This is a genomic window from Serratia sp. H1w, from assembly GCF_000633355.1.
Taxonomy (GTDB): Bacteria; Pseudomonadota; Gammaproteobacteria; order Enterobacterales; family Enterobacteriaceae; genus Chania.
Window position 1 is genome coordinate 1 of record NZ_AYMQ01000016.1, and the last position, 22,319, is coordinate 22,319.

20 protein-coding genes are annotated in these 22,319 nt (G+C 56.0%); 13 read left to right on the top strand and 7 right to left on the bottom strand.

Annotation, left to right across the window (positions count from 1 at the left end):
• Positions 1 to 207 precede the first annotated feature (207 nt).
• From hinT to U869_RS0102990, 8 genes are all read left to right on the top strand, one after another.
• Positions 208 to 558, top strand: coding sequence for a purine nucleoside phosphoramidase (gene hinT / locus U869_RS0102955; RefSeq protein ID WP_025123822.1), 351 nt, complete (start codon positions 208 to 210; stop codon positions 556 to 558).
• A 12-nt stretch (positions 559 to 570) separates the two neighbouring features.
• The gene (locus U869_RS0102960) at positions 571 to 960 is read left to right on the top strand and encodes a YcfL family protein (protein WP_025123821.1); all 390 of its coding nucleotides are present in this window, start codon (positions 571 to 573) and stop codon (positions 958 to 960) included.
• Between the two features lie 24 nt (positions 961 to 984).
• Positions 985 to 1,569, top strand: a complete 585-nt coding sequence (lpoB, locus tag U869_RS0102965; protein ID WP_025123820.1) for a penicillin-binding protein activator LpoB — start codon at positions 985 to 987, stop codon at positions 1,567 to 1,569.
• Entirely contained in the window at positions 1,550 to 2,413 is an 864-nt protein-coding gene (locus U869_RS0102970) for a phosphotransferase (protein WP_025123819.1), read from the top strand. The genes lpoB and U869_RS0102970 overlap by 20 nt, the downstream gene beginning before the upstream one ends.
• Positions 2,414 to 2,448: 35 nt before the next feature.
• Positions 2,449 to 3,468 carry a beta-N-acetylhexosaminidase gene (nagZ, locus tag U869_RS0102975; RefSeq protein ID WP_029988536.1) on the top strand — a complete coding sequence of 340 codons (1,020 nt, stop codon included), beginning with the start codon at positions 2,449 to 2,451 and terminating at the stop codon, positions 3,466 to 3,468.
• Positions 3,469 to 3,545: 77 nt separating this feature from the next.
• A complete protein-coding gene (gene ycfP / locus U869_RS0102980) occupies positions 3,546 to 4,088 on the top strand; it encodes an alpha/beta hydrolase YcfP (RefSeq protein WP_025123817.1) in 543 nt (180 codons plus the stop codon).
• Between the two features lie 332 nt (positions 4,089 to 4,420).
• Positions 4,421 to 5,725 carry an NAD(P)/FAD-dependent oxidoreductase gene (locus U869_RS0102985; protein WP_025123816.1) on the top strand — a complete coding sequence of 435 codons (1,305 nt, stop codon included), beginning with the start codon at positions 4,421 to 4,423 and terminating at the stop codon, positions 5,723 to 5,725.
• 262 nt (positions 5,726 to 5,987) lie between these two features.
• Positions 5,988 to 6,524, top strand: coding sequence for a glycine zipper 2TM domain-containing protein (locus U869_RS0102990; protein WP_025123815.1), 537 nt, complete (start codon positions 5,988 to 5,990; stop codon positions 6,522 to 6,524).
• Between the two features lie 218 nt (positions 6,525 to 6,742).
• Here U869_RS0102990 and U869_RS0102995 read toward each other — a convergent pair whose 3' ends face one another.
• From U869_RS0102995 to U869_RS0103005, 3 genes are all read right to left on the bottom strand, one after another.
• Entirely contained in the window at positions 6,743 to 7,897 is a 1,155-nt protein-coding gene (locus tag U869_RS0102995; RefSeq protein WP_081795882.1) for an IS481 family transposase, read from the bottom strand.
• A gap of 109 nt (positions 7,898 to 8,006) precedes the next feature.
• Complete coding sequence (gene mfd / locus U869_RS0103000) at positions 8,007 to 11,483, bottom strand: transcription-repair coupling factor (RefSeq protein ID WP_025121138.1); 3,477 nt, start codon at positions 11,481 to 11,483, stop codon at positions 8,007 to 8,009.
• A 389-nt stretch (positions 11,484 to 11,872) separates the two neighbouring features.
• On the bottom strand, positions 11,873 to 12,853 hold the full coding sequence (locus U869_RS0103005) for a threo-3-hydroxy-L-aspartate ammonia-lyase (protein ID WP_025121139.1): 981 nt from the start codon (positions 12,851 to 12,853) through the stop codon (positions 11,873 to 11,875).
• 242 nt (positions 12,854 to 13,095) lie between these two features.
• On the opposite strand from U869_RS0103005, the gene lolC reads away from it, so the two are divergent.
• Genes lolC through cobB form a run of 5 tightly spaced genes read left to right on the top strand, consistent with a single transcriptional unit; the run spans position 13,096 to position 18,061 of the window.
• Positions 13,096 to 14,298: a lipoprotein-releasing ABC transporter permease subunit LolC gene (gene lolC, locus U869_RS0103010; protein ID WP_025121140.1), complete on the top strand. Its 1,203-nt coding sequence runs from the start codon at positions 13,096 to 13,098 to the stop codon at positions 14,296 to 14,298.
• Positions 14,291 to 14,995: a lipoprotein-releasing ABC transporter ATP-binding protein LolD gene (gene lolD / locus U869_RS0103015; protein WP_025121141.1), complete on the top strand. Its 705-nt coding sequence runs from the start codon at positions 14,291 to 14,293 to the stop codon at positions 14,993 to 14,995. The genes lolC and lolD overlap by 8 nt, the downstream gene beginning before the upstream one ends.
• The gene (lolE, locus tag U869_RS0103020) at positions 14,995 to 16,242 is read left to right on the top strand and encodes a lipoprotein-releasing ABC transporter permease subunit LolE (protein ID WP_025121142.1); all 1,248 of its coding nucleotides are present in this window, start codon (positions 14,995 to 14,997) and stop codon (positions 16,240 to 16,242) included. Before lolD ends, lolE begins: the two co-directional genes overlap by 1 nt.
• A gap of 52 nt (positions 16,243 to 16,294) precedes the next feature.
• Complete coding sequence (gene nagK, locus U869_RS0103025; RefSeq protein WP_025121143.1) at positions 16,295 to 17,209, top strand: N-acetylglucosamine kinase; 915 nt, start codon at positions 16,295 to 16,297, stop codon at positions 17,207 to 17,209.
• Positions 17,210 to 17,221: 12 nt separating this feature from the next.
• Entirely contained in the window at positions 17,222 to 18,061 is an 840-nt protein-coding gene (gene cobB / locus U869_RS0103030; protein ID WP_025121144.1) for a Sir2 family NAD+-dependent deacetylase, read from the top strand.
• 98 nt (positions 18,062 to 18,159) lie between these two features.
• On the opposite strand, the gene potD is transcribed toward cobB, so the two are convergent.
• The 4 genes from potD to potA all read right to left on the bottom strand — a co-directional run bounded on the left by potD (position 18,160) and on the right by potA (position 22,048).
• Entirely contained in the window at positions 18,160 to 19,206 is a 1,047-nt protein-coding gene (gene potD, locus U869_RS0103035) for a spermidine/putrescine ABC transporter substrate-binding protein PotD (protein ID WP_025121145.1), read from the bottom strand.
• Between the two features lie 118 nt (positions 19,207 to 19,324).
• Positions 19,325 to 20,101 carry a spermidine/putrescine ABC transporter permease PotC gene (potC, locus tag U869_RS0103040; protein WP_025121146.1) on the bottom strand — a complete coding sequence of 259 codons (777 nt, stop codon included), beginning with the start codon at positions 20,099 to 20,101 and terminating at the stop codon, positions 19,325 to 19,327.
• Complete coding sequence (potB, locus tag U869_RS0103045; protein WP_025121147.1) at positions 20,098 to 20,958, bottom strand: spermidine/putrescine ABC transporter permease PotB; 861 nt, start codon at positions 20,956 to 20,958, stop codon at positions 20,098 to 20,100. The genes potC and potB overlap by 4 nt, the downstream gene beginning before the upstream one ends.
• Complete coding sequence (gene potA, locus U869_RS0103050; RefSeq protein WP_025121148.1) at positions 20,942 to 22,048, bottom strand: spermidine/putrescine ABC transporter ATP-binding protein PotA; 1,107 nt, start codon at positions 22,046 to 22,048, stop codon at positions 20,942 to 20,944. The genes potB and potA overlap by 17 nt, the downstream gene beginning before the upstream one ends.
• Positions 22,049 to 22,319: the final 271 nt, after the last annotated feature.

The window sequence follows — 22,319 nt, forward strand, 5'->3', positions numbered from 1 at the left end:
TACACATTGAATACATGACCGACTCGTTGGCCGATTGGATGCGCGTTAATGCGCCACAGCTGATTGGCAGTCAATAATCCAGGTAATAGTGTTAAGGTTGAGTGATTCTCCATCACTCGATGCGGAAAGTGCGCAATCGGGTTGAAAGCAGTAGAATTTGTCACTCATACTGCATAATCCCTTATTATGCTGAACAAGGAGTTCCAAATGGCCGAAGAAACGATTTTCAGTAAAATTATTCGCCGCGAAATCCCTGCCGATGTGGTCTATCAGGACGAACTGGTCACCGCATTTCGTGATATTTCCCCACAGGCGCCGACTCATATCCTGATCGTGCCGAACGTGCTGATCCCCACGGTGAACGACGTGACGGTGGAACATGAGGCAGCGTTGGGCCGTATGATCACCGTGGCGGCCAAAATTGCCGAGCAGGAAGGGATTGCCGAAGACGGTTACCGCCTGATCATCAATTGCAATCGCCATGGCGGACAAGAGGTCTACCATATTCATATGCATTTAGTCGGTGGGCGCGTTCTGGGCCCGTTGTTACCACGTTAACCGAGGAATACCATGCGCTATATCCACACGACGCGTTATCTGATGGCGCTGGTGCTCCCTGCCGTGATGCTGATGGGCTGTAGCAGCCCAAAGGGCATCTCGGTCAATGAACGGCAAACGGTGGTGATGGATTCACCGGTGCTGACGGCGGGTATTCTGGCGGATAACCCGTCGATCGCCGATGCGTCGGGTCGCCTGAAGGCCAGTTCGGTGCTCAGTAACACCCAGACGACTCCGGTAACCATCCACTATCGCTTCTACTGGTACGACAAACAGGGGCTGGATATCATGCCTTTTGAGCAGCTGCGTACTGTTACCGTTGCCGCTAATTCAGACGTCGAGATTTATTCGCTCAATGGCAATCTCGATGCCAAGCGTGTGCGTCTGTATTTATACTTATAAGTTTTGGTTACGTTGGAGAAGGTAATGAAAAAGTTTCTATGGGTGGCGCTGGCCGCGTTGGTGTTAACTGGCTGTCCATCACGCCCGCCAGAGCCTACGGCACCGGTTACGGTGGAGCAACAGCCGCAACAACCAGAACCTCAGCCAGAACCGTTGCCACCGATCACTGAACCGGTGCCGCAACCGCCGAAAATCCAGCAGCTTGACTGGCTGGGCAGCGTACAACCGATGGTCAATCAGATGTTGCAGGCCGATGGTGTGACGGCTGGCAGCGTATTGCTGTTGGACAGTGTTAAAAACAACACCAACGGCTCATTGAGTATCGGCAACGCCACCTCGGCGCTGCATCAGGCACTAGCCTCCAACAAGACCTTTGCCGTGGTGCCAGAAGCGCAGTTGGCGAGTGCCAGGCAAACTCTGGGCCTGTCGGCGGAAGACAGCCTGGGATCGCGCAGCAAAGCCATTGGCCTGGCGCGCATCGTCAACGCGCAATATGTGTTGTATAGCGCTGTCAGTGGCGATGTGAAGTCACCGGCGATGGAAATGCAGCTGATGCTGGTACAAACCGGTGAGATTGTCTGGTCAGGCAATGGCGACGTCAAATACTGAGTCCCGGTTACGGCAAATCCTGAGTCACAGGCTACCTGCGGTAAATACCGCCGGTTGTCGTTTTAGCCTGGTACAGGGCTTGAGTGGGGAAAGCTGGCGGATCGAAGGCGACGATGTGCAACTGCTGGCCCGTCCGCAGACGCCGGAAAAACGGGCGCTCGGCGTTGACCGGCGGCGTGAAGGGCAAGCGCTGAAACGCGCAGGGTTGGGCATTGGGCCAAAGGTCTGGTTACAGAGCCGCGATTGGCTGATCGTCGAATGGCTGGTTGGCGAGAGCGTTGACGAAACGGCATTTGCTGGCTTAACGGCCAGCGGCGAGTTGGCGGAGTTGACCGCCCGCTTGCATAACCGTGGGTTGAGTGGCTATCGGCTGGATCTGCAACAGCAGTTTACCCGCTATTGGCAGCAGATCGATCGCCAGCGCATCACGCCTGGCTGGCTGCGTTGGCAGCGTTATTTTACCCACGGCCCAATGCCGCGCCCGTTGAAACTGGCTCCGCTGCACATGGATATTCATGCCGGTAATCTGCTGCTACAGGCCGGGCAGCCCAGGCTGATCGACTGGGAGTATGCCGCAGATGGCGATATCGCCCTGGAGTTGGCGGCCATGTTTCGCTTCAATCAGTTTTCCCCAGATAGCCAACAACGCTTTTTAGAACAATACCAGTCACATGGCTATGCTGATTTGCCGCGCTTGACCTTGCAGGTCCAGCGCTGGTCGCCATGGGTGGATTACCTGATATTGATGTGGTGCGAAGTGCGCTGGCAGCAGTGTCGGGATACGGAATTTTTGCGTTGGGGCGCAGCGTTATACCGGCGTTTTTGTTTATCATCGTCAAATTAATCATGAACAGTTGTGAGGTGGCCGTGGGCCCAGTAATGCTAGATGTCGTCGGCTATGAGCTGGACGCAGAAGAACGCGAAATTTTAAAACACCCGCTGGTAGGCGGCCTGATCCTGTTTACCCGTAATTTTGCCGATCCGCAGCAGTTGCGTGAGCTGGTGCGCCAGATCCGTGCGGCCTCGCATTCGCGGCTGGTGGTGGCGGTGGATCAGGAAGGTGGGCGCGTGCAGCGCTTCCGCGAAGGCTTTACCCGCTTACCGGCGGCGCAGTCCTTTGCGGCACTCAATGATGCCCAGGAAGGCGGGCGTCTGGCTCAGGAAGCCGGGTGGCTGATGGCCTCGGAAATGATCGCGCAGGATATTGATATCAGCTTTGCCCCGGTACTGGATATCGGCCACGCCAGTGCGGCGATTGGTGAACGCTCTTTCCATAGCGATCCGCAGCAGGCGCTCGTGATGGCCGAGCGCTTTATCCAGGGGATGCACAGCGCCGGGATGAAAACCACCGGCAAGCATTTCCCAGGGCATGGCGCGGTCACCGCAGACTCGCATAAAGAAACGCCGCGCGATCCACGGCCATTGGCTCAGATCCGCGAACATGATATGACTATCTTCCGTGAGCTGATTAAACGTGGCTTGCTGGATGCCATCATGCCAGCGCATGTCATCTATACTGAAGCAGACCCGCGTCCGGCCAGCGGCTCGCCTTACTGGTTGCAACAAATCTTGCGTCAGGAACTGGGCTTTGACGGCGTGATCTTCTCCGACGATCTGTCGATGGAAGGGGCCGCAATCATGGGCAGCTACGCCGAGCGTGGCCAGGCGGCGTTGGACGCCGGTTGCGATATGATCCTGGTTTGCAATAATCGGGCGGGGGCGGTCAGCGTGTTAGATAACCTGTCCCCGGTCAAAGTAGAGAAATTGCAGCGGTTATATCATCGCGGTCAGTTCACCCGTCAGGAACTGCGCGATTCCGACCGTTGGCAAAAGGCGCATACTGCGCTGAGCCAACTGCATGAACGCTGGGAAGAGCATAAGCAACGCTCAGTGGGGTGAACGGCCAGGGCGCCGCAAGAAGGCGGTGTTAATAATGGGGGACTGTCAGCGGCCCCCAGCTTGTTGCGAGGAACCACATGATTATTTATTTGCATGGCTTCGATTCCACCAGTCCCGGCAATCATGAAAAGATTATGCAGTTGCAGTTCATCGAGCCGGACGTGCGCTTTATCAGTTACAGCACTTTGCATCCACGCCATGATATGCAGCATTTATTGAAAGAGGTGGACAAGGCGGTTCAGCAGGAAGGGGATGCCCATCCGTTGATCTGCGGTGTGGGTCTTGGCGGTTTTTGGGCCGAACGTATCGGCTTTTTGTGCGGCATCCGTCAGGTAGTCTTTAACCCGAACCTGTTCCCGGAAGAACATATGCACGGCAAGATCGATCGGCCGGAAGAGTATCGCGATATCGCCACCAAATGCGTGGACGATTTCCGTGAGAAGAACCGCGATCGCTGCCTGGTGGTACTTTCTCGCCAGGATGAAGTGCTGGACAGCCAGCGCAGTGCAGAGTTGCTGCACAAGTATTATGAAATCGTCTGGGATGAGCAGCAGAGCCACAAGTTTAAAAACATCTCGCCGCATTTGCAGCGTATCAAGGCTTTCAAGACGCTGGCATAACAACTTTGTAACGCATCACCGGGCCGTAAACGCTGTTCCGTAAGGGCAGCCGTTGCGGCTTTTTTGTTTTTATCGGGCCGGTTTTCGCTGGCCAGCAGCAAAATTCAGAACTGTGATCTCGCGCTAACTATTTGAATCACAATCCTCAAAAAAAGCCTTCGTCCAGCCTTTAACCAAAAAACTTTGATGTACATCAATTTTGGTATGACCAAATAACCTCTCATGCTATTCTGGCCGCAGATAGCAGGTTTAACTTAAGCGAACCCTATGTATTCTAAGGATATTATTTGTTTACCCTTAGGCAACAATTGGTTCACATTCAGGGGGTCATTTTGACAACGCCAAAGAAAAAAATAGTTATTGTCGGCGGTGGTGCCGGTGGTCTGGAGCTGGCAACCAGCCTGGGTCATAAACTGGGTCGTAAGCACAAGGCGGAGATTACGCTGGTGGATCGTAACCACAGCCACCTGTGGAAACCGTTGCTGCATGAAGTAGCCACCGGCTCCCTGGATGACGGCGTGGATGCGTTGAACTATCTGGCGCATGCGCGTAATCATTTCTTCAACTTCCAGCTGGGTTCACTGGTCAACATTGACCGTGAAAAGAAAACGCTGCAACTGACCCAGATCTGCGATGTGCAGGGAATTGAACTGGTTCCTGCTCGTGAACTGAGCTACGACATTCTGGTCATGGCGTTGGGCAGTACCTCGAACGATTTCGGCACTCCAGGGGTACGCGATAACTGCATCTTCCTGGATAACCCGAACCAGGCGCACCGTTTCCATAACGAAATGTTAAACCTGTTCCTCAAGTTCTCTGCCAAGCCGGAAGAGAAAGAAAGCGTCAATATCGCCATTGTCGGCGGTGGGGCTACCGGCGTTGAGCTGTCGGCAGAACTGCATAACGCGGTAAAACAGCTGCACAGCTACGGTTTTGAAGGTCTGGATAACAGCGCCTTGAAGGTGACCCTGGTTGAAGCGGGTGAGCGCATTCTGCCAGCCTTGCCGCCACGTATTTCCGCTGCGGCACACCAGGAGCTGAACAAGCTTGGCGTGCGCGTGTTGACCAACACCATGGTGACCAGTGCCGACGAAAATGGCCTGAACACCAAGGGCGGCGAGTTTATCAATGCCGATCTGATGGTCTGGGCTGCAGGTATCAAGGCTCCGGACTTTATGAAAGACATTGCCGGGTTGGAAACCAACCGTATCAACCAACTGGTGGTTGAACCGACGCTGCAAACCACCCGTGATGCCAACATCTTTGCCATCGGTGACTGCGCCTCTTGCCCGCGCGAGGGTGGTGGTTTTGTTCCCCCACGGGCACAGTCTGCCCACCAGATGGCATCACGTTGCTATAGCAACATCCTGGCAATGATGAACGAACAGCCGATGAAGCCTTATGTGTATAAGGATCACGGTTCATTGGTATCGCTCTCCCGTTTCAGTACCGTAGGCAGCCTGATGGGCAACCTGATGCGTGGCTCGATGATGGTCGAAGGGCGTATCGCTCGCGTGGTGTATATTTCACTGTACCGTATGCACCAGGTAGCGCTTCACGGCTATACCAAAACCGGCCTGATGATGCTGGTTGGCGGTATCAACCGGGTGATCCGTCCGCGTTTGAAAATGCACTGATGTTTTAACCCGCTGGTTTGGTTAATGAAAACCCACGTAGGCTTGCCGCGTGGGTTTTTTGTTGGCTAGCCGTTCGGAATCCTCTCAAATCATCGGATTTTTCCCGCTTTTACCTCATTTTGCTCTCTGAGTCTTATTGCGAGGGTGAACTTCCTTGTGCAGACTTTAGGGAGTTTACAGACGGCGCGTCACGCACGCCGTAAACCGGGGAACGTCTTTTCCCGGTGCATAATGCGTGGTAACACATTCAGGAGGATTTCCTGTGAACAAATCAATGTTAGCCGGTGTTGGGATTGGTATTGCAGCCGCTCTGGGAATTGCTGCCGTAGCCGGTCTGGACGTATTTACTCCCGGCCCACAATATGCGCAGGTTCTCGCCGCAACACCGATCAAAGAAACCGTTAAGACCCCTCGCCAGGAGTGCCGGAATGTCACTGTGACTCACCGTGCACCGGTTCAGGATGAAAACCGTATCGCTGGCTCCGTGCTGGGTGCGGTTGCCGGGGGCGTGATTGGTCACCAGTTTGGTGGTGGCCGTGGCCGTGATGTTGCGACCGTAGTGGGTGCGTTGGGTGGCGGCTATGCCGGTCACCAGGTGCAGGGTGCGATGCAGGACAACGATACGACGACCAGCACACAACAGCGCTGCAAAACGGTATATGACAAATCGCAGAATACGCTGGGCTATGATGTGACGTACAAGATTGGCAACCAGCAGGGCAAGATCCGTATGGATCACGATCCGGGTACTCAGATCCCATTGGATAAGAGTGGTCAGTTGGTGCTGACCAAGGCCTGATCCTCGGTGTTTACCCCTCACCCCAACCCTCTCCCACAGGGAGAGGGAGCCGATTTGGCTTCGTAATCAGGTACGGTGCTCGATCTGTAGATTTGTTCAGTATGTTAGTCAGGTAGGTTTCTGTACCTGATAACTAGCTCGATCAGTCCCCTCTCCCTGTGGGAGTGTACAGACCGGGGACATGGTAGACAGGTGTTCAAGGACATGGTGAACACTTTTTAACATCCTTTACCCATAACGATCGACCTATTTCTCAGGTCGATCGTCCCCACTTTAGTGCTGTACCACCACACCTCGTAGTACCCCTCTCTCTCACTTTCCTTCAGTCCGACACATTCTCCGATAAAGGCCTTCCCCACTTTCAGGCCCATCCCTTTCATGCTCAGTTTTCCACTGATATCCACTTTCCTGACCAAGACCCCTTCGTCATACTCAGCTGCCGCCGGATTGCCATTGTACTGTCGCTGTGAAGGCTGATAACGAGACGCCGGTACCGCCATTGACAGTGCTTCATGTGGGCGTTCCAGGTTGTAAGTGTCTCGCCAGGCGTCGAATACCTCCTGCAACTGCGCGGCATGGGTAAACCACCGTCCCTGCAGAAGCTCTGCCTTCAGGCTGCGGTGGAAGCGCTCCAGCTTACCCTGTGTCTGAGGATGGTAAGGCCGAGAGTGACCCACCCGGATACCCTGACGCATCAGCCACAGCTCCAACGCGGTCCAACTGCCCGTTGTATCACCCCACGGCGAGCCGTTATCCATGGTCATTCTCTCCGGCAGACCATAACGTTCGAACACGGCTATCAACTGGGACTGTACGGTGACACGTCGTTCATCCGGGCAGTGCGCCAGACAGAGCGAGAAGCGTGAGTGGTCATCCAGCAAGGTCAGCGGATGGCAACGTCCTTCGGCGAAGGGGAAGTGGCCTTTGAAGTCCATCTGCCAGAGTTGGTTCGGGGCATCATGCTCAAAGCGCCCGACGGTTGGAGCCGGTGACGGGCCTCCCGGGAGCAGGTCATGGCGGCGCATCAGGTTATGCACGGTGCTGGCGGCAGGTAACGCATGTCCCTGCATCTCGAGCCATTGCTTGAGCTTGCGCGCGCCCCACTTCGGGTGGGTCAAATGAGCAGCGTGAAGGTGTTCGACAACGCTATCGGGTGTTCTGGAAGGCGAATGGTGTGGCGCTCTGGAGCGCTCTTTCAGACCGTCCTTGCCGTCAGAGCGCCAGCGGTGTAACCACTTGTAGCCCGTGGTAGGGGTTATGCCGAACTGACGGCATAACGCACGGATATTAGCGCCTTCTTGCGAGGCGAAAAACACAAACTCGATACGTAATGACATGGCAGATCTCTCATTCCACGGCATAAGCAGCTCCACTCAGAAGTACTCATACCTATGTTGTAAGTGTCTACCATGTCCCCGAACAAGTGTTCACGATGTCCCCGGACTGTACAGGGAGAGGGCTAGGGTGAGGGGACATCGATCGTCAAACCGCCAAGGTATGTTCCCTGAACGCGGCCAACAACTCCCCAATAAACTTCAGCCGTTCGGCACGGTCGCTGAGATCCAGCATAAACTTCAGCTTGGTCGGCCCGTCCAGACGATAAACCTGCGGCTTGCTTTGCAGTAAGCCGATCAGGTATCCCGGATCCACCCGGTTCTTCTCACCGAACTCGATAAAGCCACCGCGTTCATTGCCTTCGATACGCTTGATCCCAAGTATCTGCGCCTGTTGACGCATCGCCGCGCTTTGCAGCAGGTTGCGCGCCGCATCAGGCAACAGCCCAAAGCGATCGATCAGCTCGACCTTCAACTCTTCCAGCTCACCCTCATCTTTGGCGCTGGCAATGCGTTTGTAGAAGGACAAACGGGTATTCACGTCTGGGATAAAGTCATCGGGCAGCAGCGCTGGCATACGCAGCTCCACTTCCGTCTGATTGCTGGTGAGATCTTCCAGCGAAGGCTCACGCCCGTTCTTCAAGGCATCGACTGCGCTTTCCAGTAGCTCCATATACAGCGAGAAGCCCACGGTGGTCATCTGGCCGCTCTGGTCCTCTCCGAGCAGTTCACCTGCACCACGGATTTCCAAATCGTGAGTGGCGAGCGCGAATCCGGCCCCCAAATCTTCCAGCGTAGCGATCGCTTCCAATCGCTTATGGGCGTCGGTGCTCATCACCTTCGGATTAGGCGTTAACAGATAAGCATAGGCCTGGTGGTGCGACCGCCCGACACGGCCACGCAACTGATGCAGCTGCGCCAAGCCAAAGCGGTCGGCCCGTTCGATAATAATGGTATTGGCGCTGGGGATATCAATGCCGGTTTCAATAATGGTGGTACACACCAGCACGTTGAAGCGCTGGTGGTGGAAATCGTTCATTACCCGCTCCAGATCGCGTTCGCGCATCTGGCCGTGGCCGATGGCAATACGGGCTTCTGGCACCAGCTCCGCCAGCTTCTCGGCGGCTTTATCGATATTCTCGACGTCGTTATACAGGTAATACACCTGGCCGCCGCGCAACACTTCACGCAGGATGGCCTCGCGCACGACCAGGCTGTCGTACTCGCGGACAAAGGTTTTTACGGCCAGGCGGCGCGCAGGCGGAGTGGCAATGATCGACAGATCGCGCATGCCGCTCATGGCCATATTCAGGGTGCGCGGAATTGGCGTAGCGGTCAACGTCAGGATATCTACGTCGGCACGCATCGCCTTGATGCGCTCTTTGTGGCGGACGCCAAAGCGGTGTTCTTCATCGACAATCAACAGCCCCAGATCTTTCCAGCGCAGATCGCTCTGCAACAGTTTATGGGTGCCGATAAGGATATCCACTTTGCCTTCGGCCGCGTCTTCCAGGATCTGCTGCTGCTCTTTGGCGCTGCGAAAACGCGATAGCATTTCAATGCGGATTGGCCAGGTGGCAAAGCGATCGCGGAAGTTGTCGAAGTGCTGTTGCGCCAGCAGGGTCGTCGGTACCAGCACCGCCACCTGCTTACCGTTTTCGACGGCCAGGAAGGCGGCGCGCATCGCCACTTCGGTTTTACCAAAGCCGACGTCGCCACAGACCAGGCGGTCCATCGCCAGCGGCTGGCACATGTCGCTCAGCACCGCGTTGATGGCCTGTTCCTGATCCGGCGTGGTCTCAAACGGGAAGGTCTGACAGAACAGCTGATACTGCTCACGATTATGTTTGAACGCAAAGCCGGTTTTGGCGGCGCGTTGAGCGTAGATGTCCAGCAACTCGGCGGCCACGTCACGCACGCGTTCGGCGGCTTTCTGCCTGGCTCGTGACCAGACATCCCCGCCAAGCCGGTGCAGCGGGGCGTTTTCATCGGCCCCCCCGGCATAGCGGCTGATCAGGTGCAGGGAAGAGACCGGCACGTACAGCTTGTCCTCACCGGCGTAGGAGAGGATCAGATATTCCGCTTTGATGCCCCCGGCTTCCAGCGTCGTCAGGCCTACATAGCGGCCAACGCCGTGTTCCAGATGCACCACAGGTTGCCCTGGATGCAGTTCCGCCAGGTTGCGGATCAGGGTATCGGTATTGATGGTACGGCGATTATCTTGCCGACGACGGCTGACGCGTTCACCGAGCAGATCGCTTTCGCAGATTAATGCCCGGTCACGCAGCGTATCGAGGAAGCCACGTTCGGAGGCCCCGACCATCATGTAACGGCCAGGAGCTGCAACCTCATCCAGATGATGGATCAGGCTGGTACTGAGTTTGATGCGGCCAAGCAGATCTTGCAGGGTCTCACGGCGGCCTTCACTTTCGACCGAGAAGACTACGCCACCGGTAAAGCTTTCAATAAAGCGGCGCAGGTTATCCAGCGGTGCTTTCTGCTGAGCTTGCACAGCCAGGTCTGGCAGGGTTTGATAGCCCAGATTGGTGCAACCGGCTTTGGCTGGCAGCTCCTCGGTTTTTAACGCCATCCGCGGCCAGGCTTTCAGCTCGGCAAACAGTGCATCCACCCGTAGCCATAGGGTATCCGGGGCCAGCAGTGGCCGCATTGGATCGATCCGCCGGTTTTCATAGCGTTGATTGACATCGAGCCAGAAACGCTCGGCTGCCCCTTCCAGATTGCCGGTGTTGACCAGCAACGTATTGGCTGGCAGATAGCTGAACAGTGAAGGCAGCGGCTGGCTGAAGAACAGCGGTTGCCAGTATTCGATACCGGCAGGCCAGGTGCCTTTGCTCACTTGCTGATAAATATGTTCGGCATCGCGGCGGACTTCAAACTGCTCACGCCACTGGCTGCGGAACAGCTCGATGGCGGCCTTGTCGGTCGGAAATTCGTGTGCAGGCAGCAGATTGATGGCTTCGACTTCGGCCAGTGTGCGTTGATTATCAACGTCAAAGGTGCGCAGGCTGTCGATCTCGTCGTCGAAGAAGTCGATGCGGTAAGGCTCTTCACTGCCCATCGGATACAGATCCAGCAGTGCACCACGGGTGGCGAACTCGCCGTGCTCCATCACCTGATCGACGCTGCGATAACCGGCCTGTTCCAACTGTGCCCGCAGCAGATCCCGCGACAGCCGTTGGCCCTTTTTCATCACCAACGCGTGGCCATGCAGGAACTCGTGCGGGCAGACGCGTTGCATCAGCGTGTTCACCGGCAAAATGATAATGCCACGCGCCATGGTCGGCAGGTGATACAGGCTGGAAAGCCGTGCCGAGATGATTTCCTGATGGGGTGAGAAGCTGTCGTAAGGCAGCGTTTCCCAGTCGGAAAGGGTGGTCACCATCTGATCGGTAAACTGCTGGATCTCGTCACGCAGCCGCAATGCATTTTGCATATCCGGCGCAATGAGCATCACCGGGCCGGGATGGCGTTCGGCGATCTCGGCGCATTCTACGGCACAGGCAGAACCGGTGAGCTGCCCCAACTGGCGTAAATCACCCGCGCGATCAGGAAGGGAGTAACGGTAGGAGGATGCGGAGCTGCGGCTTTTATCAGAAATGCTCATTCAGTTTTCTTTAATCAATGAATTGAATAACAGTTTTTGTGGTGTTCACCGTGGCACTTGACGCGTGAATACCACAAAATCCTGTTTACGTGGTGCTGCTCGATCTCCCTCACCCCAACCCTCTCCCCAAGGAGAGGGAGCCCGTTCAGCGTCGTTGGTTGCTGATGTGGCTCTCCGCAGGGGCGCCGCGTGCTGCGCCCGTGTTAAGGTCAGATACGGGTATAAAATCGTGGCACATTCAGTCCCTTCTCCCTTTGGGAAAGGGTTAGGGTGAGGGGCACTTCAAGTCACTCAAGCCCATCACCTTTTACCCTGGTTATACTAGCCTAGCGGCCGATAAACTGACACCGGTAAAAGCGCGGGCAAGTGTCCTGTTGGTGGTTATTTGGTCAATCCTGCGCCATGGCGAGGTACTGGCCGATCTTATCGACATCCACGTTACCGCCGCTGACGATCACCCCCACTTTTTTGCCCCGTAGATCGATAACCCGATTCATCGCCGCAGCGGCCGCCAGGCAACCGGTCGGTTCGACCACCATTTTCATCCGCTCCATAAAGAAGCGCATCTGCTGGCACAGCTGTTTATCGGTCACCGTCAGGATATCTTCCACATAGTGTTGAATGATCGGGAAGGTAAGATTGCCTACCTGCTGGGTCTGCGCGCCGTCGGCAATGGTTTTTGGCACCGGGATCCACACTTTTTCACCGCTGCGGAACGCCTGTAGTACATCGTTGCCTGCCTCTGGTTCCACGCCAAATACCCGGCAGCCGGGCGACCAGTGATGCGCCGCGACGGCGCAGCCGGAAAGCAGCCCGCCGCCACCGGTGCACACCAGCAGCACATCCAGCGGGCCAACTTCTTCAATCAGCTCTTTGGCCGCAGTACCTTGGCCAGCCATCACCTGCGGATAATCGTAAGGCGGGATCACCGTTAATCCCTGTTCCATCGCCAACTGCCGGGTAATGGCTTCCCGGTCTTCGGTTTGCCGCTGATAGATCACCACGTTGGCCCCATAACCGCGCGTTGCTGCCAGCTTGGCCGCGGGGGCGTCATGTGGCATCACGATGGTAACGCTCACCCCAAGCTCACGAGCCGCCAACGCCATGGCTTGCGCATGGTTGCCAGATGAGAAGGCAATCACACCTGCCTGGCGCTGGGCCGGGGTCAACTGGCTGATGGCATTAAAGGCGCCGCGGAATTTAAAGGCTCCGATGCGCTGGAAGTTTTCGCACTTGAAAAACAGCTGGGCACCGGCGATGTCATCTGCCTGGCGTGAGGTCATTACCGGGGTGCGGATTGCGTGGTTTTGCAGGATTTCGGCGGCTTTGGCAATATCGGCGGCAGTGATGCAGTGGGGCGTAACGGTCATGGCTACCTCTTTGGTTGGCATTGATTCGTTCAGACTCTTAATTTGCCCGTTGTAAACGGATTGTCAAACGGTTAAGCGCCTGTCAGTAGAAACAACCGGCCATCGGCAACGTCAAAATCCGGCATTTTCTGTAAACCCGTGCAAACATGATGAATAAAACCGGTCGGGTGGTTCCATAAACCCGGTAGAGCCTTTATTATCCCTGATTACTTTGCTTAAGCTACGGCAACAAAACGGATTTCATGTATCAACCTGTCGCGTTATTTATTGGCCTGCGTTATATGCGCGGGCGAGCCTCAGACCGCTTTGGGCGGTTTGTGTCCTGGCTATCTACCATCGGCATTACGCTGGGGGTGATGGCGCTGGTAACCGTGCTTTCGGTGATGAATGGCTTCGAGAAAGATCTCGAAAGCAACATCCTGGGGCTGATGCCACAAGCGCTGATCACCAGCAAACAGGGATCTATCAACCCTGAACAGTTGCCAGCTTCTGCCGTTCAAGGCCTGCAAGGCGTCACCCGCGTGACCCCATTGACCACCGGTGATGTGGTGCTGCAAAGCGCCCGCAGCGTGGCCGTGGGCGTAATGTTGGGGATCAATCCGGATGAAGCCGAGCCGCTGACGCCTTATCTGGTGAATGTGAAGCAACAGCAACTGCAACCGGGCGAGTACAACCTGATTATCGGCGAACAGCTCGCTGGGCAGTTAGGCGTCAAACGTGGCGATCAGCTGCGTCTGATGGTGCCGAGCGCCAGCCAGTTCACGCCCATGGGCCGTATCCCGAGCCAGCGTCTGTTCACCGTCATTGGCACGTTCCACGCCAATAGCGAAGTGGATGGCTATCAACTGCTGGCGAACCAGCAGGATGCTTCGCGCCTGATGCGCTACCCGGCGGGCAATATCACCGGCTGGCGTCTGTTCCTGCAACAGCCGTTGACGGTGGATACCCTCAGCCAGCAAACGCTGCCGGAAGGCACCCAGTGGAAGGATTGGCGCGAGCGCAAGGGCGAGCTGTTCCAGGCGGTGCGCATGGAGAAAAACATGATGGGCCTGCTGCTCAGCCTGATCGTGGCGGTGGCGGCGTTCAATATCATTACCTCGCTGGGCCTGTTGGTGATGGAGAAGCAGGGCGAAGTGGCCATTTTGCAAACCCTGGGCCTGACGCGGCGGCAGATTATGTCGGTGTTTATGGTGCAGGGGGCCAGCGCCGGGATTATCGGTTCGCTGCTTGGAACGCTGTTAGGCGTGCTGTTGGCCACCAATCTGAACAACCTGATGCCGACCCTTGGCGCATTGATCGACGGGGCTTCTCTGCCAGTAGCGGTTGATCCAATCCAGGTGACAATCATTGCCGTAGTGGCGATGGCAGTTTCGCTGTTATCCACGCTTTACCCTTCATGGCGCGCTGCCGCCGTACAACCCGCTGAGGCTTTACGTTATGAGTAACCATCCTTTATTGCAGTGTGAGCGCCTGTGTAAAACCTATCAGGAAGGCAACCTGCATACCGACGTGCTGCGCAATGTCAGTTTTGCCATGCAACCGGGCGAGATGATGGCGATCGTCGGCAGCTCGGGTTCCGGTAAAAGTACCCTGCTGCACCTGCTGGGGGGGCTGGATTCTCCCACTTCCGGTGAAGTGATCTACAAAGGGCAGTCGTTAAACAAGCTGTCTTCCACTGCCAAAGCGGAACTGCGCAACCGCCAACTCGGCTTTATCTATCAGTTCCATCATCTGCTGCCGGATTTCACCGCGCTGGAAAACGCCGCGATGCCGCTACTGATCGGCGGCATGAAACCGGCACTGGCGAAGGAAAAATCGCTGGAGATGTTGGCTGCGGTGGGCTTGGAAAAACGTAGCAAGCATCGTCCGTCCGAGCTGGCCGGCGGGGAGCGTCAGCGTGTGGCCATTGCCCGTGCGTTGGTGAATAACCCGTCGCTGGTGTTGGCAGATGAACCTACCGGTAATCTGGATAAACGCACCGCCGACAGCATCTTCGATCTGTTGGGCGAACTGAACGTGCGTCAGGGCACTGCATTCCTGGTGGTGACCCATGATCTGCAACTCGCCAAACGTCTGAACCGCCAGTTGGAAATGGCAGATGGCCATTTACAGGCGCAACTGACCCTGATGGGGGCCGAGTAATGAGCGCTTCGCCACTATCATTACTGATGGCGCTGCGCTTTAGCCGGGGCCGCAAGCGTGGCGGTATGGTTTCGCTGATCTCGGTGATCTCCACCATCGGTATCGCACTGGGTGTGGCGGTGCTGATCGTCGGGCTGAGCGCGATGAACGGCTTCGAGCGTGAACTACAAAACCGTATTCTGGCGGTGGTGCCGCACGGCGAGATCGAACCGGTCAAGCAGCCGTTCACCGGCTGGCCGGAGATCCTGCAACGCGTCGAAAAGGTGCCAGGTATTTTGGCTGCGGCACCTTATATCAACTTTACCGGGCTGATGGAAAATGGTGCACAGTTGCGTGCCGTGCAGGTCAAAGGTGTCGATCCTGCGCAGGAAAGCCAGCTCAGCGCGTTACCAAGCTATGTGCAGGGCGATGCCTGGGCCAATTTTAAAAGCGGTGAGCAGCAGGTCATCCTGGGCAAGGGCGTGGCCGAAGCGCTGGGCGTGAAGCAGGGCTCTTACGTCACGGTGATGATCCCCAACAGCGATCCCGAGATGAAGCTGTTGCAGCCGAAACGCATTCGTCTGCATGTCACCGGCATTCTGCAACTGAGTGGCCAGCTCGATCACAGTCTGGCAATGGTGCCGTTGGCCGATGCTCAGCAATATTTGGATATGAGTGACAGTGTCACTGGTATAGCCATCAAGGTCAACGACGTGTTCGCTGCCAACAAACTGGTGCGTGACGCCGGGGAAGTCGCCGATGCCACCGTCTACATCAAGAGCTGGATTGGCACCTACGGCTTTATGTATCGCGATATTCAGATGATCCGCGCCATCATGTATTTGGCGATGGTGCTGGTGATTGGTGTGGCCTGTTTCAACATCGTTTCCACCTTGGTGATGGCGGTGAAGGACAAGAGCGGCGACATTGCCGTGCTGCGTACGCTGGGGGCCAAAGACGGTTTTATCCGCGCCATCTTTATCTGGTACGGCCTGCTGGCCGGGCTGGTGGGTAGCCTTAGCGGTGTCGTCGTCGGGGTGATCGCTTCGCTACAGTTGACCAATATTATCAAGGGTATCGAAAAGTTGATGGGTCATTCATTCCTGTCTGGCGACATCTACTTTATCGATTTCCTGCCATCCGAGTTGCATTGGCTTGATGTTGCGATCGTGCTGGGCACGGCGCTGGTGCTTAGCTTATTGGCCAGTTGGTATCCGGCCAGACGCGCCAGCCGCATCGATCCGGCCCGCGTATTAAGCGGACAATAATAAAAACCTGGGGCTGGCAACACGCCCCATTTTTTTACCCAGAGGGCGAGTTATGTACTACGGTTTCGATATGGGCGGCACCAAGATTGAACTTGGGGTGTTCGACGCCAATCTGCAACGTATCTGGCAAAAGCGGGTGCCGACGCCGCGTGACGACTACCGGCAACTGCTGGCGGTATTGCGCGATCTCACCCATGAAGCCGATGCCGTCTGCGGCACGCAAGGGCTGGTGGGTATCGGCATTCCTGGCCTACCCAATGAAGACGGCACCTTGTTTACCGCCAACGTTCCGGCCGCAATGGGCCAGCCGCTGCCGCGCGATCTGAGTGCTCTGATTGGTCGTGGGGTCAAGGTAGATAACGACGCCAACTGCTTCACACTCTCGGAAGCCTGGGACGAAGAGTTCCGCCATTATCCGACGGTGCTGGGGATTATCCTTGGCACCGGGGTTGGCGGTGGTTTGATCGTTAATGGTAAGGTGGTTTCCGGGCGTAACTTTATTGCCGGCGAGTTCGGCCATTTCCGCTTGCCAGTGGATGCGCTGGAGGTGCTCGGGCGTGATATTCCTCGCGTCCCTTGTGGCTGTGGCCATGATGGTTGCATCGAAAATTACATCTCGGGCCGCGGATTTGAATGGATGTATGCGCATTTTTACCAACAGCCGTTGCCAGCGCAGCAAATCATTGCGCATTATCAGGCGGGTGAGCCACAGGCCGTGGCGCACGTAGAGCGTTTTCTGGATGTCCTGGCCATTTGCCTGGGCAATCTGCTGACCATCATCGACCCCCATCTGGTGGTGATTGGCGGCGGTTTATCGAATTTTGCAACAATTTATCAGGCGTTGCCCCAGCGTTTGCCTGCTCATCTGTTACGGGTGGCAAAACTGCCGCGCATCGAGAAAGCGCGCTACGGCGACGCTGGCGGTGTTCGCGGGGCAGCGTTCCTCAATTTGGTGGATAAGTCATAAAAAGGAGAGTTCATGCACACTCGCCATCGGTTGTGTCAGTTTCGCAAGAGTAAGCATGTGCGGCATCAGCGTTTTCGTTCGCGGATATTCCAACGCGATACCATGGCGGCGGCTGAGCTGAAAAAGCCGTTTGTCGTGGTGCTGACGGGGGCAGGGATCTCTGCCGAGTCCGGTATCCGTACTTTCCGCGCTGCCGATGGGTTGTGGGAAGAGCACAAGGTGGACGATGTCGCCACGCTGGACGGCTATCAGCGTGATCCGGCCTTGGTGCAGGAGTTTTATAATGCACGCCGTCGGCAGTTGCAGCAGTCGAATATCGGCCCCAATGCGGCGCATCGTGCGTTAGCCGATTTGGAAGCGTGGCTGGGGCAGGAAAACTTCCTGCTGGTCACGCAGAATATCGACAATCTGCACGAGCGGGCCGGCAGCAAGCAGGTATTGCATATGCACGGCGAACTGCTGAAGGTGCGTTGCACCAGCTCTGGGCAAGTGGTGGAGTGGTTAGGCGATCTGAGCGTGGATGAACGTTGCCACTGTTGCCAGTTCCCGGCGCCTTTGCGGCCTCATGTGGTGTGGTTTGGTGAAATGCCGTTGGGTATGGAGGAGATCTACACCGCGTTGGCCAAGGCCGATTTCTTTATTGCGATTGGTACTTCCGGTAATGTTTACCCGGCGGCTGGGTTTGTCCATGAGGCAAGACTGGGTGGGGCTTACACCATGGAGCTGAACCTGGAGCCGAGTCTGGTGGAAAGTGAGTTCGAAGAGAAGCATTACGGCCCGGCCAGCGAAGTGGTGCCACGCTTTGTGCACAAATTCCTGATGGGCAAGGTCGAGAGGGCAGATAAGCCTTAACGGCTGGCCCTCACCCTAACCGAATGTGCCACATCAGCTGCCAACGACGCTGAACGGGCTCCCTCTCCCTGTGGGAGAGGGGCGGGGTGAGGGGGATATTAGCGTCCGGCCTTCAACTGCTGGAAGTAGGTTTCATACAGCGTACTGGTATCACCGACATCATTTTGCCATTCGCCATTCTCAATCACCGCATCATCCGGATACAGCGACTTGTCGTTGGCGATTTCTTTCGGCAACAGCTTTCTCGCGGCCAGATTGGGGGTTGGATAACCGATGGTTTCCGCTACCTGCACCGCAATCTCTGGGCGCAGCAGGAAGTCGATCAGCTTTAATGCTCCCTCAACGTTTTTGGCGTTAGCCGGAATGGCCAGGCTATCCATCCAGAAAATGCCACCTTCTTTCGGCCAGACGATTTCCAGCGGAGTACCCGCTTGGCGTGCCACGTAGGCGGAACCGTTCCACACCATTCCCAGATCGACTTCGCCTTCCATATACGGATTGCCGGGGTTATCGGAGTTGAACGCCAGCACGTTGGGCATCAACTTTTTCAACTCGTTATAGGCGGCCTCGATCTGTTTGGGATCGGTGGTATTACCCGAATAACCCAACTTGCGCAGCGCGACCTGGAAAACTTCGCGGGCGTCGTCGGTAAGCAGTACGCGGCCTTTGTATTCTGGCTTCCACAGATCGGCCCAGGAGGTCACGGTGTTGGCATCAATCGCGTCCGTATTGATGCCAATGGCGGTTGCGCCCCAGATATACGGAATGGAGTAATCGTTGTTGGGGTCGAACGGCTTGTTTAGCAGGCCAGGGTCGAGATCGTTAAAGTGGCTGAGCTTGCTTTTGTCGATCTTTTGCAGCATCCCTTCCTTGCTCATCTTGGCGATGAAATAGGTGGAAGGCACCACCAGATCGTAAGCGCCGTCGCGATAGGTTTTCAGCTTGGCGTACATGCTTTCGTTGGATTCATAGGTGGAGTAAATCACCTTGATACCGGTTTCTTTGGTGAACTGTTCCAGCAGCCCTGGTGGGACATACTCGGTCCAGTTGTAGAAATAGAGCGTTTTGCCGTCGTCCGCGGCGTTTGCCGAGCCAAGGCTCAGTGCCATCATTCCGGCTGCGAGCAGATGTGACCACTTGTTCATGGTGCGGATCCCTTAGCAGTAGATGTTTTTACAGTATAGCGTGATGCGCCATACCCCAGAGAACGGCCATTATAGGCGGCACACCCAGTGGGGTAAAGACGCTTATCCCGTTGGCAAATCAGTGTTTTTGGCGATCGCGCAACAGCAGTTGGCTGGTCAGCACCAGCGCTAGCGATAACACCAGCAGAATGGTTGCCAGGGCGTTAACTTCAGGAGATACCCCGACCTTCACCATCGAATAGATCTTCAACGGCAAGATTTCGTAGCTTGGCCCGGTGACAAACGAAGAGACCACCACATCATCCATCGATAGCGTGAAGCTTAGCAGCCAACTGGCGGCAACGGCAGGCATCGCCAGCGGCAGGATGATTTTTCGCAGGATCACCATTTCGCTGGCACCCAGATCGCGCGCCGCCTCCAGCATCTTCACGTCAAAGCCTTTCAGGCGCGCATAGACGGTAACCACCACAAAAGGCAGGCAGAAGGTGATGTGCGAGAATAACAGCGACCAGAAGCCCAATGAGACCCCCAGTAGCATAAACAACACCAGCAGTGAGATGGCCATGACGATATCCGGCGACATCATCACCACAAACAGCATGCCACCGACGAAGGGTTTGCCGCGAAAGCGGTAGCGGTACAATGCCACCGCTGCCAACGCACCAATCAGGGTTGCAAAGCTGGCAGAAAGCACCGCCATGGTCAGCGAATGCCCTGCGGCCTGCAACAGGCTGTCGTTGTTCATCAGCATGCTGTACCAGTGGGTGGTAAATCCCCGCCAGTTGATGCCAAAGCGTGAGGTATTGAACGAGTTAACGATCAGGATCACGATGGGAATATACAGATAGGCGTAAATCAGGCTCATAAAGCCGCCGCGCAGCAGGCGTCCGATCATTCCAGCTCTCCCTTTTTGTTCAGCAGCTTGGCGGCCCGGTAATAGACCCACAGCATCAGCCCCATCACCAGCGTCAGGCAAATGCTGGTGGCGGCACCAAACGGCCAGTCACGGATATTGAGGAACTGGCTCTTGATGACGTTACCGATCAGCAGGTTCTTGGCACCGCCCATCAGGTCGGCTACATAGAACAGGCCCATAGCCGGCAACAGCACCAACAGGCATCCGGCGATAATGCCGGGCATAGTCAAAGGAATGACGATGCGGATAAAGGTTTGCAGCTTGCTGGCACCCAGATCGCGGGCCGCTTCCAGGCAGGATTTATCCAGCTTTTCCAGGCTGGAGTAGAGCGGCATCACCATAAACGGCAGCAAGATGTAGATCAGCCCAAGCACCACCGCGCCAGAGGTATACATAATGCGTAATGGCGTATCGATGATCCCGGCCCACAGCAGGAACTCGTTCAGATAGCCACGGGTGCTGAGAAACAGCTTCAGGCCATAGATGCGGATCAGCGAATTGGTCCAGAAGGGGACGATCAGCAGGAACAACAGCAGCGGGCGCACTCTTTGCGGCAGGCGGGCCAGAATAAACGCGAAAGGGTAGCCGAGCAGCAGGCAGCACAGGGTGGCGATCGCCGCCATATTCAGCGAATGCAGCATCACCTGGCCGTAGAGGGGATCAAACAGCCGGGTGTAGTTATCCAACGTGAATACCATCTGCACCAGATTGGCGTCGTCACGGGTCAGGAAACTGGTGCCGATGATCATCAGGTTTGGCAGAAAAACAAACAACAGCAACCAGCCAACGATGCCACTGATCACCAGGTTTTGCAGCAAATTACGCGATTTCTTCATCGGCCAGCACCACCTCCCAGCTTGCTACCCAGGTTAACGCCATCTTCTGGTTTAACGAATGGTCAAAGTCAGGATCGTCTTCGTTGAAAAACTCGCTGACCATCACCATCTTACCGTTTTCCAGCTCAACGACCGACTCCAGCGTCATGCCTTTATAGTTGCGTTCGCGCACGTAGCCGATCAGGCCATCGATCTGCTCGCTGTCGTTGACTTCTTCGACGCGCAGATCTTCCGGGCGCAGCAGAACCTTCAGGGCTTGCCCTGGCTCGACGGCCAAATCGGCGTAGATATCGCATTCACGGCCTTCGACACTCGCGCGTACCCGCTGAGGGTCGATGCGATGCAGCACCACCGCATCAAAGATATTAATCTCACCGATAAAGCTGGCGACAAACAGGTTTTTGGGTTCTTCGTAGATTTCGCGTGGTGTGCCGTCCTGTTCGATACGCCCGTCGCGCATCACCACAATCCGATCGGACATGGTCAGCGCCTCTTCCTGATCGTGGGTGACAAACACAAAGGTAATGCCCAATTTGCGCTGTAGCGCCTTGAGCTCGTTCTGCATCTGCTTGCGCAGCTTGTAGTCCAGCGCCGAAAGCGACTCGTCGAGTAGCAACAGTTTGGGTTTATTCACCACCGCCCGAGCGATGGCAACCCGCTGTTGTTGCCCGCCAGACAACTGATGTGGACGGCGCTGAGCGAACTCGTCCAATTGCACCATGCGCAGAGCGTCTTCCACACGTGGCGTTAGCTCCGCCTCTGGGGTCTTCTGCATGCGTAGGCCAAAGGCGACGTTTTCGAACACGGTCATGTGGGGGAACAGGGCGTAGCTTTGAAACACGGTGTTAACGTGACGATGCTCGGCCGGGATGGCGGTAATATCTTGCCCGTCGAGCACGATCTGCCCGCGATCGGCATTCTCAAGCCCGGCAATCAGCCGCAGAACGGTGGTTTTCCCGCAGCCGGAGGGGCCAAGCAGGGTCAGGAATTCGCCATCGTTAATATCAAGGTTGAGATCGCTGATGATCTCTTTGCCGTCAAAGCTTTTACTTAGAGCACTCAGTGTTACCAGAGAGGATTTTTCAGTCATTTTTGTGTCTCTATCCCGTACGGTGGTGCAGATAGAACCGCCGCTGGAAAAGACTGCGCGAGCTTACGGGGGTGACCCGTCAGGTACTGAAGCTCAAAGCCAGCGGCGCCAATCAAAATTTAAAGAGGGCGCATGATAGACGCTGAATCGCGTAATTGAAAGCCAAACAGCCGCCAAGTCATGATAATTGGCCGAATTTAACACCGGTAGTTTCCCCTGAGAACCATCACTTGGTTTAATGATTTGCGTTAAATCTGATTATTAATGACCT

Excerpts from the sequence above, each read along its gene's own strand:
- potD (WP_025121145.1), bottom strand. The coding sequence starts at position 19,206 with ATGAACAAGTGGTCACATCTGCTCGCAGCCGGAATGATGGCACTGAGC.
- lolE (WP_025121142.1), top strand. The coding sequence starts at position 14,995 with ATGAGCGCTTCGCCACTATCATTACTGATGGCGCTGCGCTTTAGCCGG.
- nagK (WP_025121143.1), top strand. The coding sequence starts at position 16,295 with ATGTACTACGGTTTCGATATGGGCGGCACCAAGATTGAACTTGGGGTG.
- lolD (WP_025121141.1), top strand. The coding sequence starts at position 14,291 with ATGAGTAACCATCCTTTATTGCAGTGTGAGCGCCTGTGTAAAACCTAT.
- ycfP (WP_025123817.1), top strand. The coding sequence starts at position 3,546 with ATGATTATTTATTTGCATGGCTTCGATTCCACCAGTCCCGGCAATCAT.
- U869_RS0103005 (WP_025121139.1), bottom strand. The coding sequence starts at position 12,853 with ATGACCGTTACGCCCCACTGCATCACTGCCGCCGATATTGCCAAAGCC.
- potB (WP_025121147.1), bottom strand. The coding sequence starts at position 20,958 with ATGAAGAAATCGCGTAATTTGCTGCAAAACCTGGTGATCAGTGGCATC.
- lolC (WP_025121140.1), top strand. The coding sequence starts at position 13,096 with ATGTATCAACCTGTCGCGTTATTTATTGGCCTGCGTTATATGCGCGGG.
- mfd (WP_025121138.1), bottom strand. The coding sequence starts at position 11,483 with ATGAGCATTTCTGATAAAAGCCGCAGCTCCGCATCCTCCTACCGTTAC.
- hinT (WP_025123822.1), top strand. The coding sequence starts at position 208 with ATGGCCGAAGAAACGATTTTCAGTAAAATTATTCGCCGCGAAATCCCT.
- cobB (WP_025121144.1), top strand. The coding sequence starts at position 17,222 with ATGCACACTCGCCATCGGTTGTGTCAGTTTCGCAAGAGTAAGCATGTG.
- U869_RS0102960 (WP_025123821.1), top strand. The coding sequence starts at position 571 with ATGCGCTATATCCACACGACGCGTTATCTGATGGCGCTGGTGCTCCCT.
- U869_RS0102970 (WP_025123819.1), top strand. The coding sequence starts at position 1,550 with ATGGCGACGTCAAATACTGAGTCCCGGTTACGGCAAATCCTGAGTCAC.
- potC (WP_025121146.1), bottom strand. The coding sequence starts at position 20,101 with ATGATCGGACGCCTGCTGCGCGGCGGCTTTATGAGCCTGATTTACGCC.
- lpoB (WP_025123820.1), top strand. The coding sequence starts at position 985 with ATGAAAAAGTTTCTATGGGTGGCGCTGGCCGCGTTGGTGTTAACTGGC.
- nagZ (WP_029988536.1), top strand. The coding sequence starts at position 2,449 with ATGCTAGATGTCGTCGGCTATGAGCTGGACGCAGAAGAACGCGAAATT.
- potA (WP_025121148.1), bottom strand. The coding sequence starts at position 22,048 with ATGACTGAAAAATCCTCTCTGGTAACACTGAGTGCTCTAAGTAAAAGC.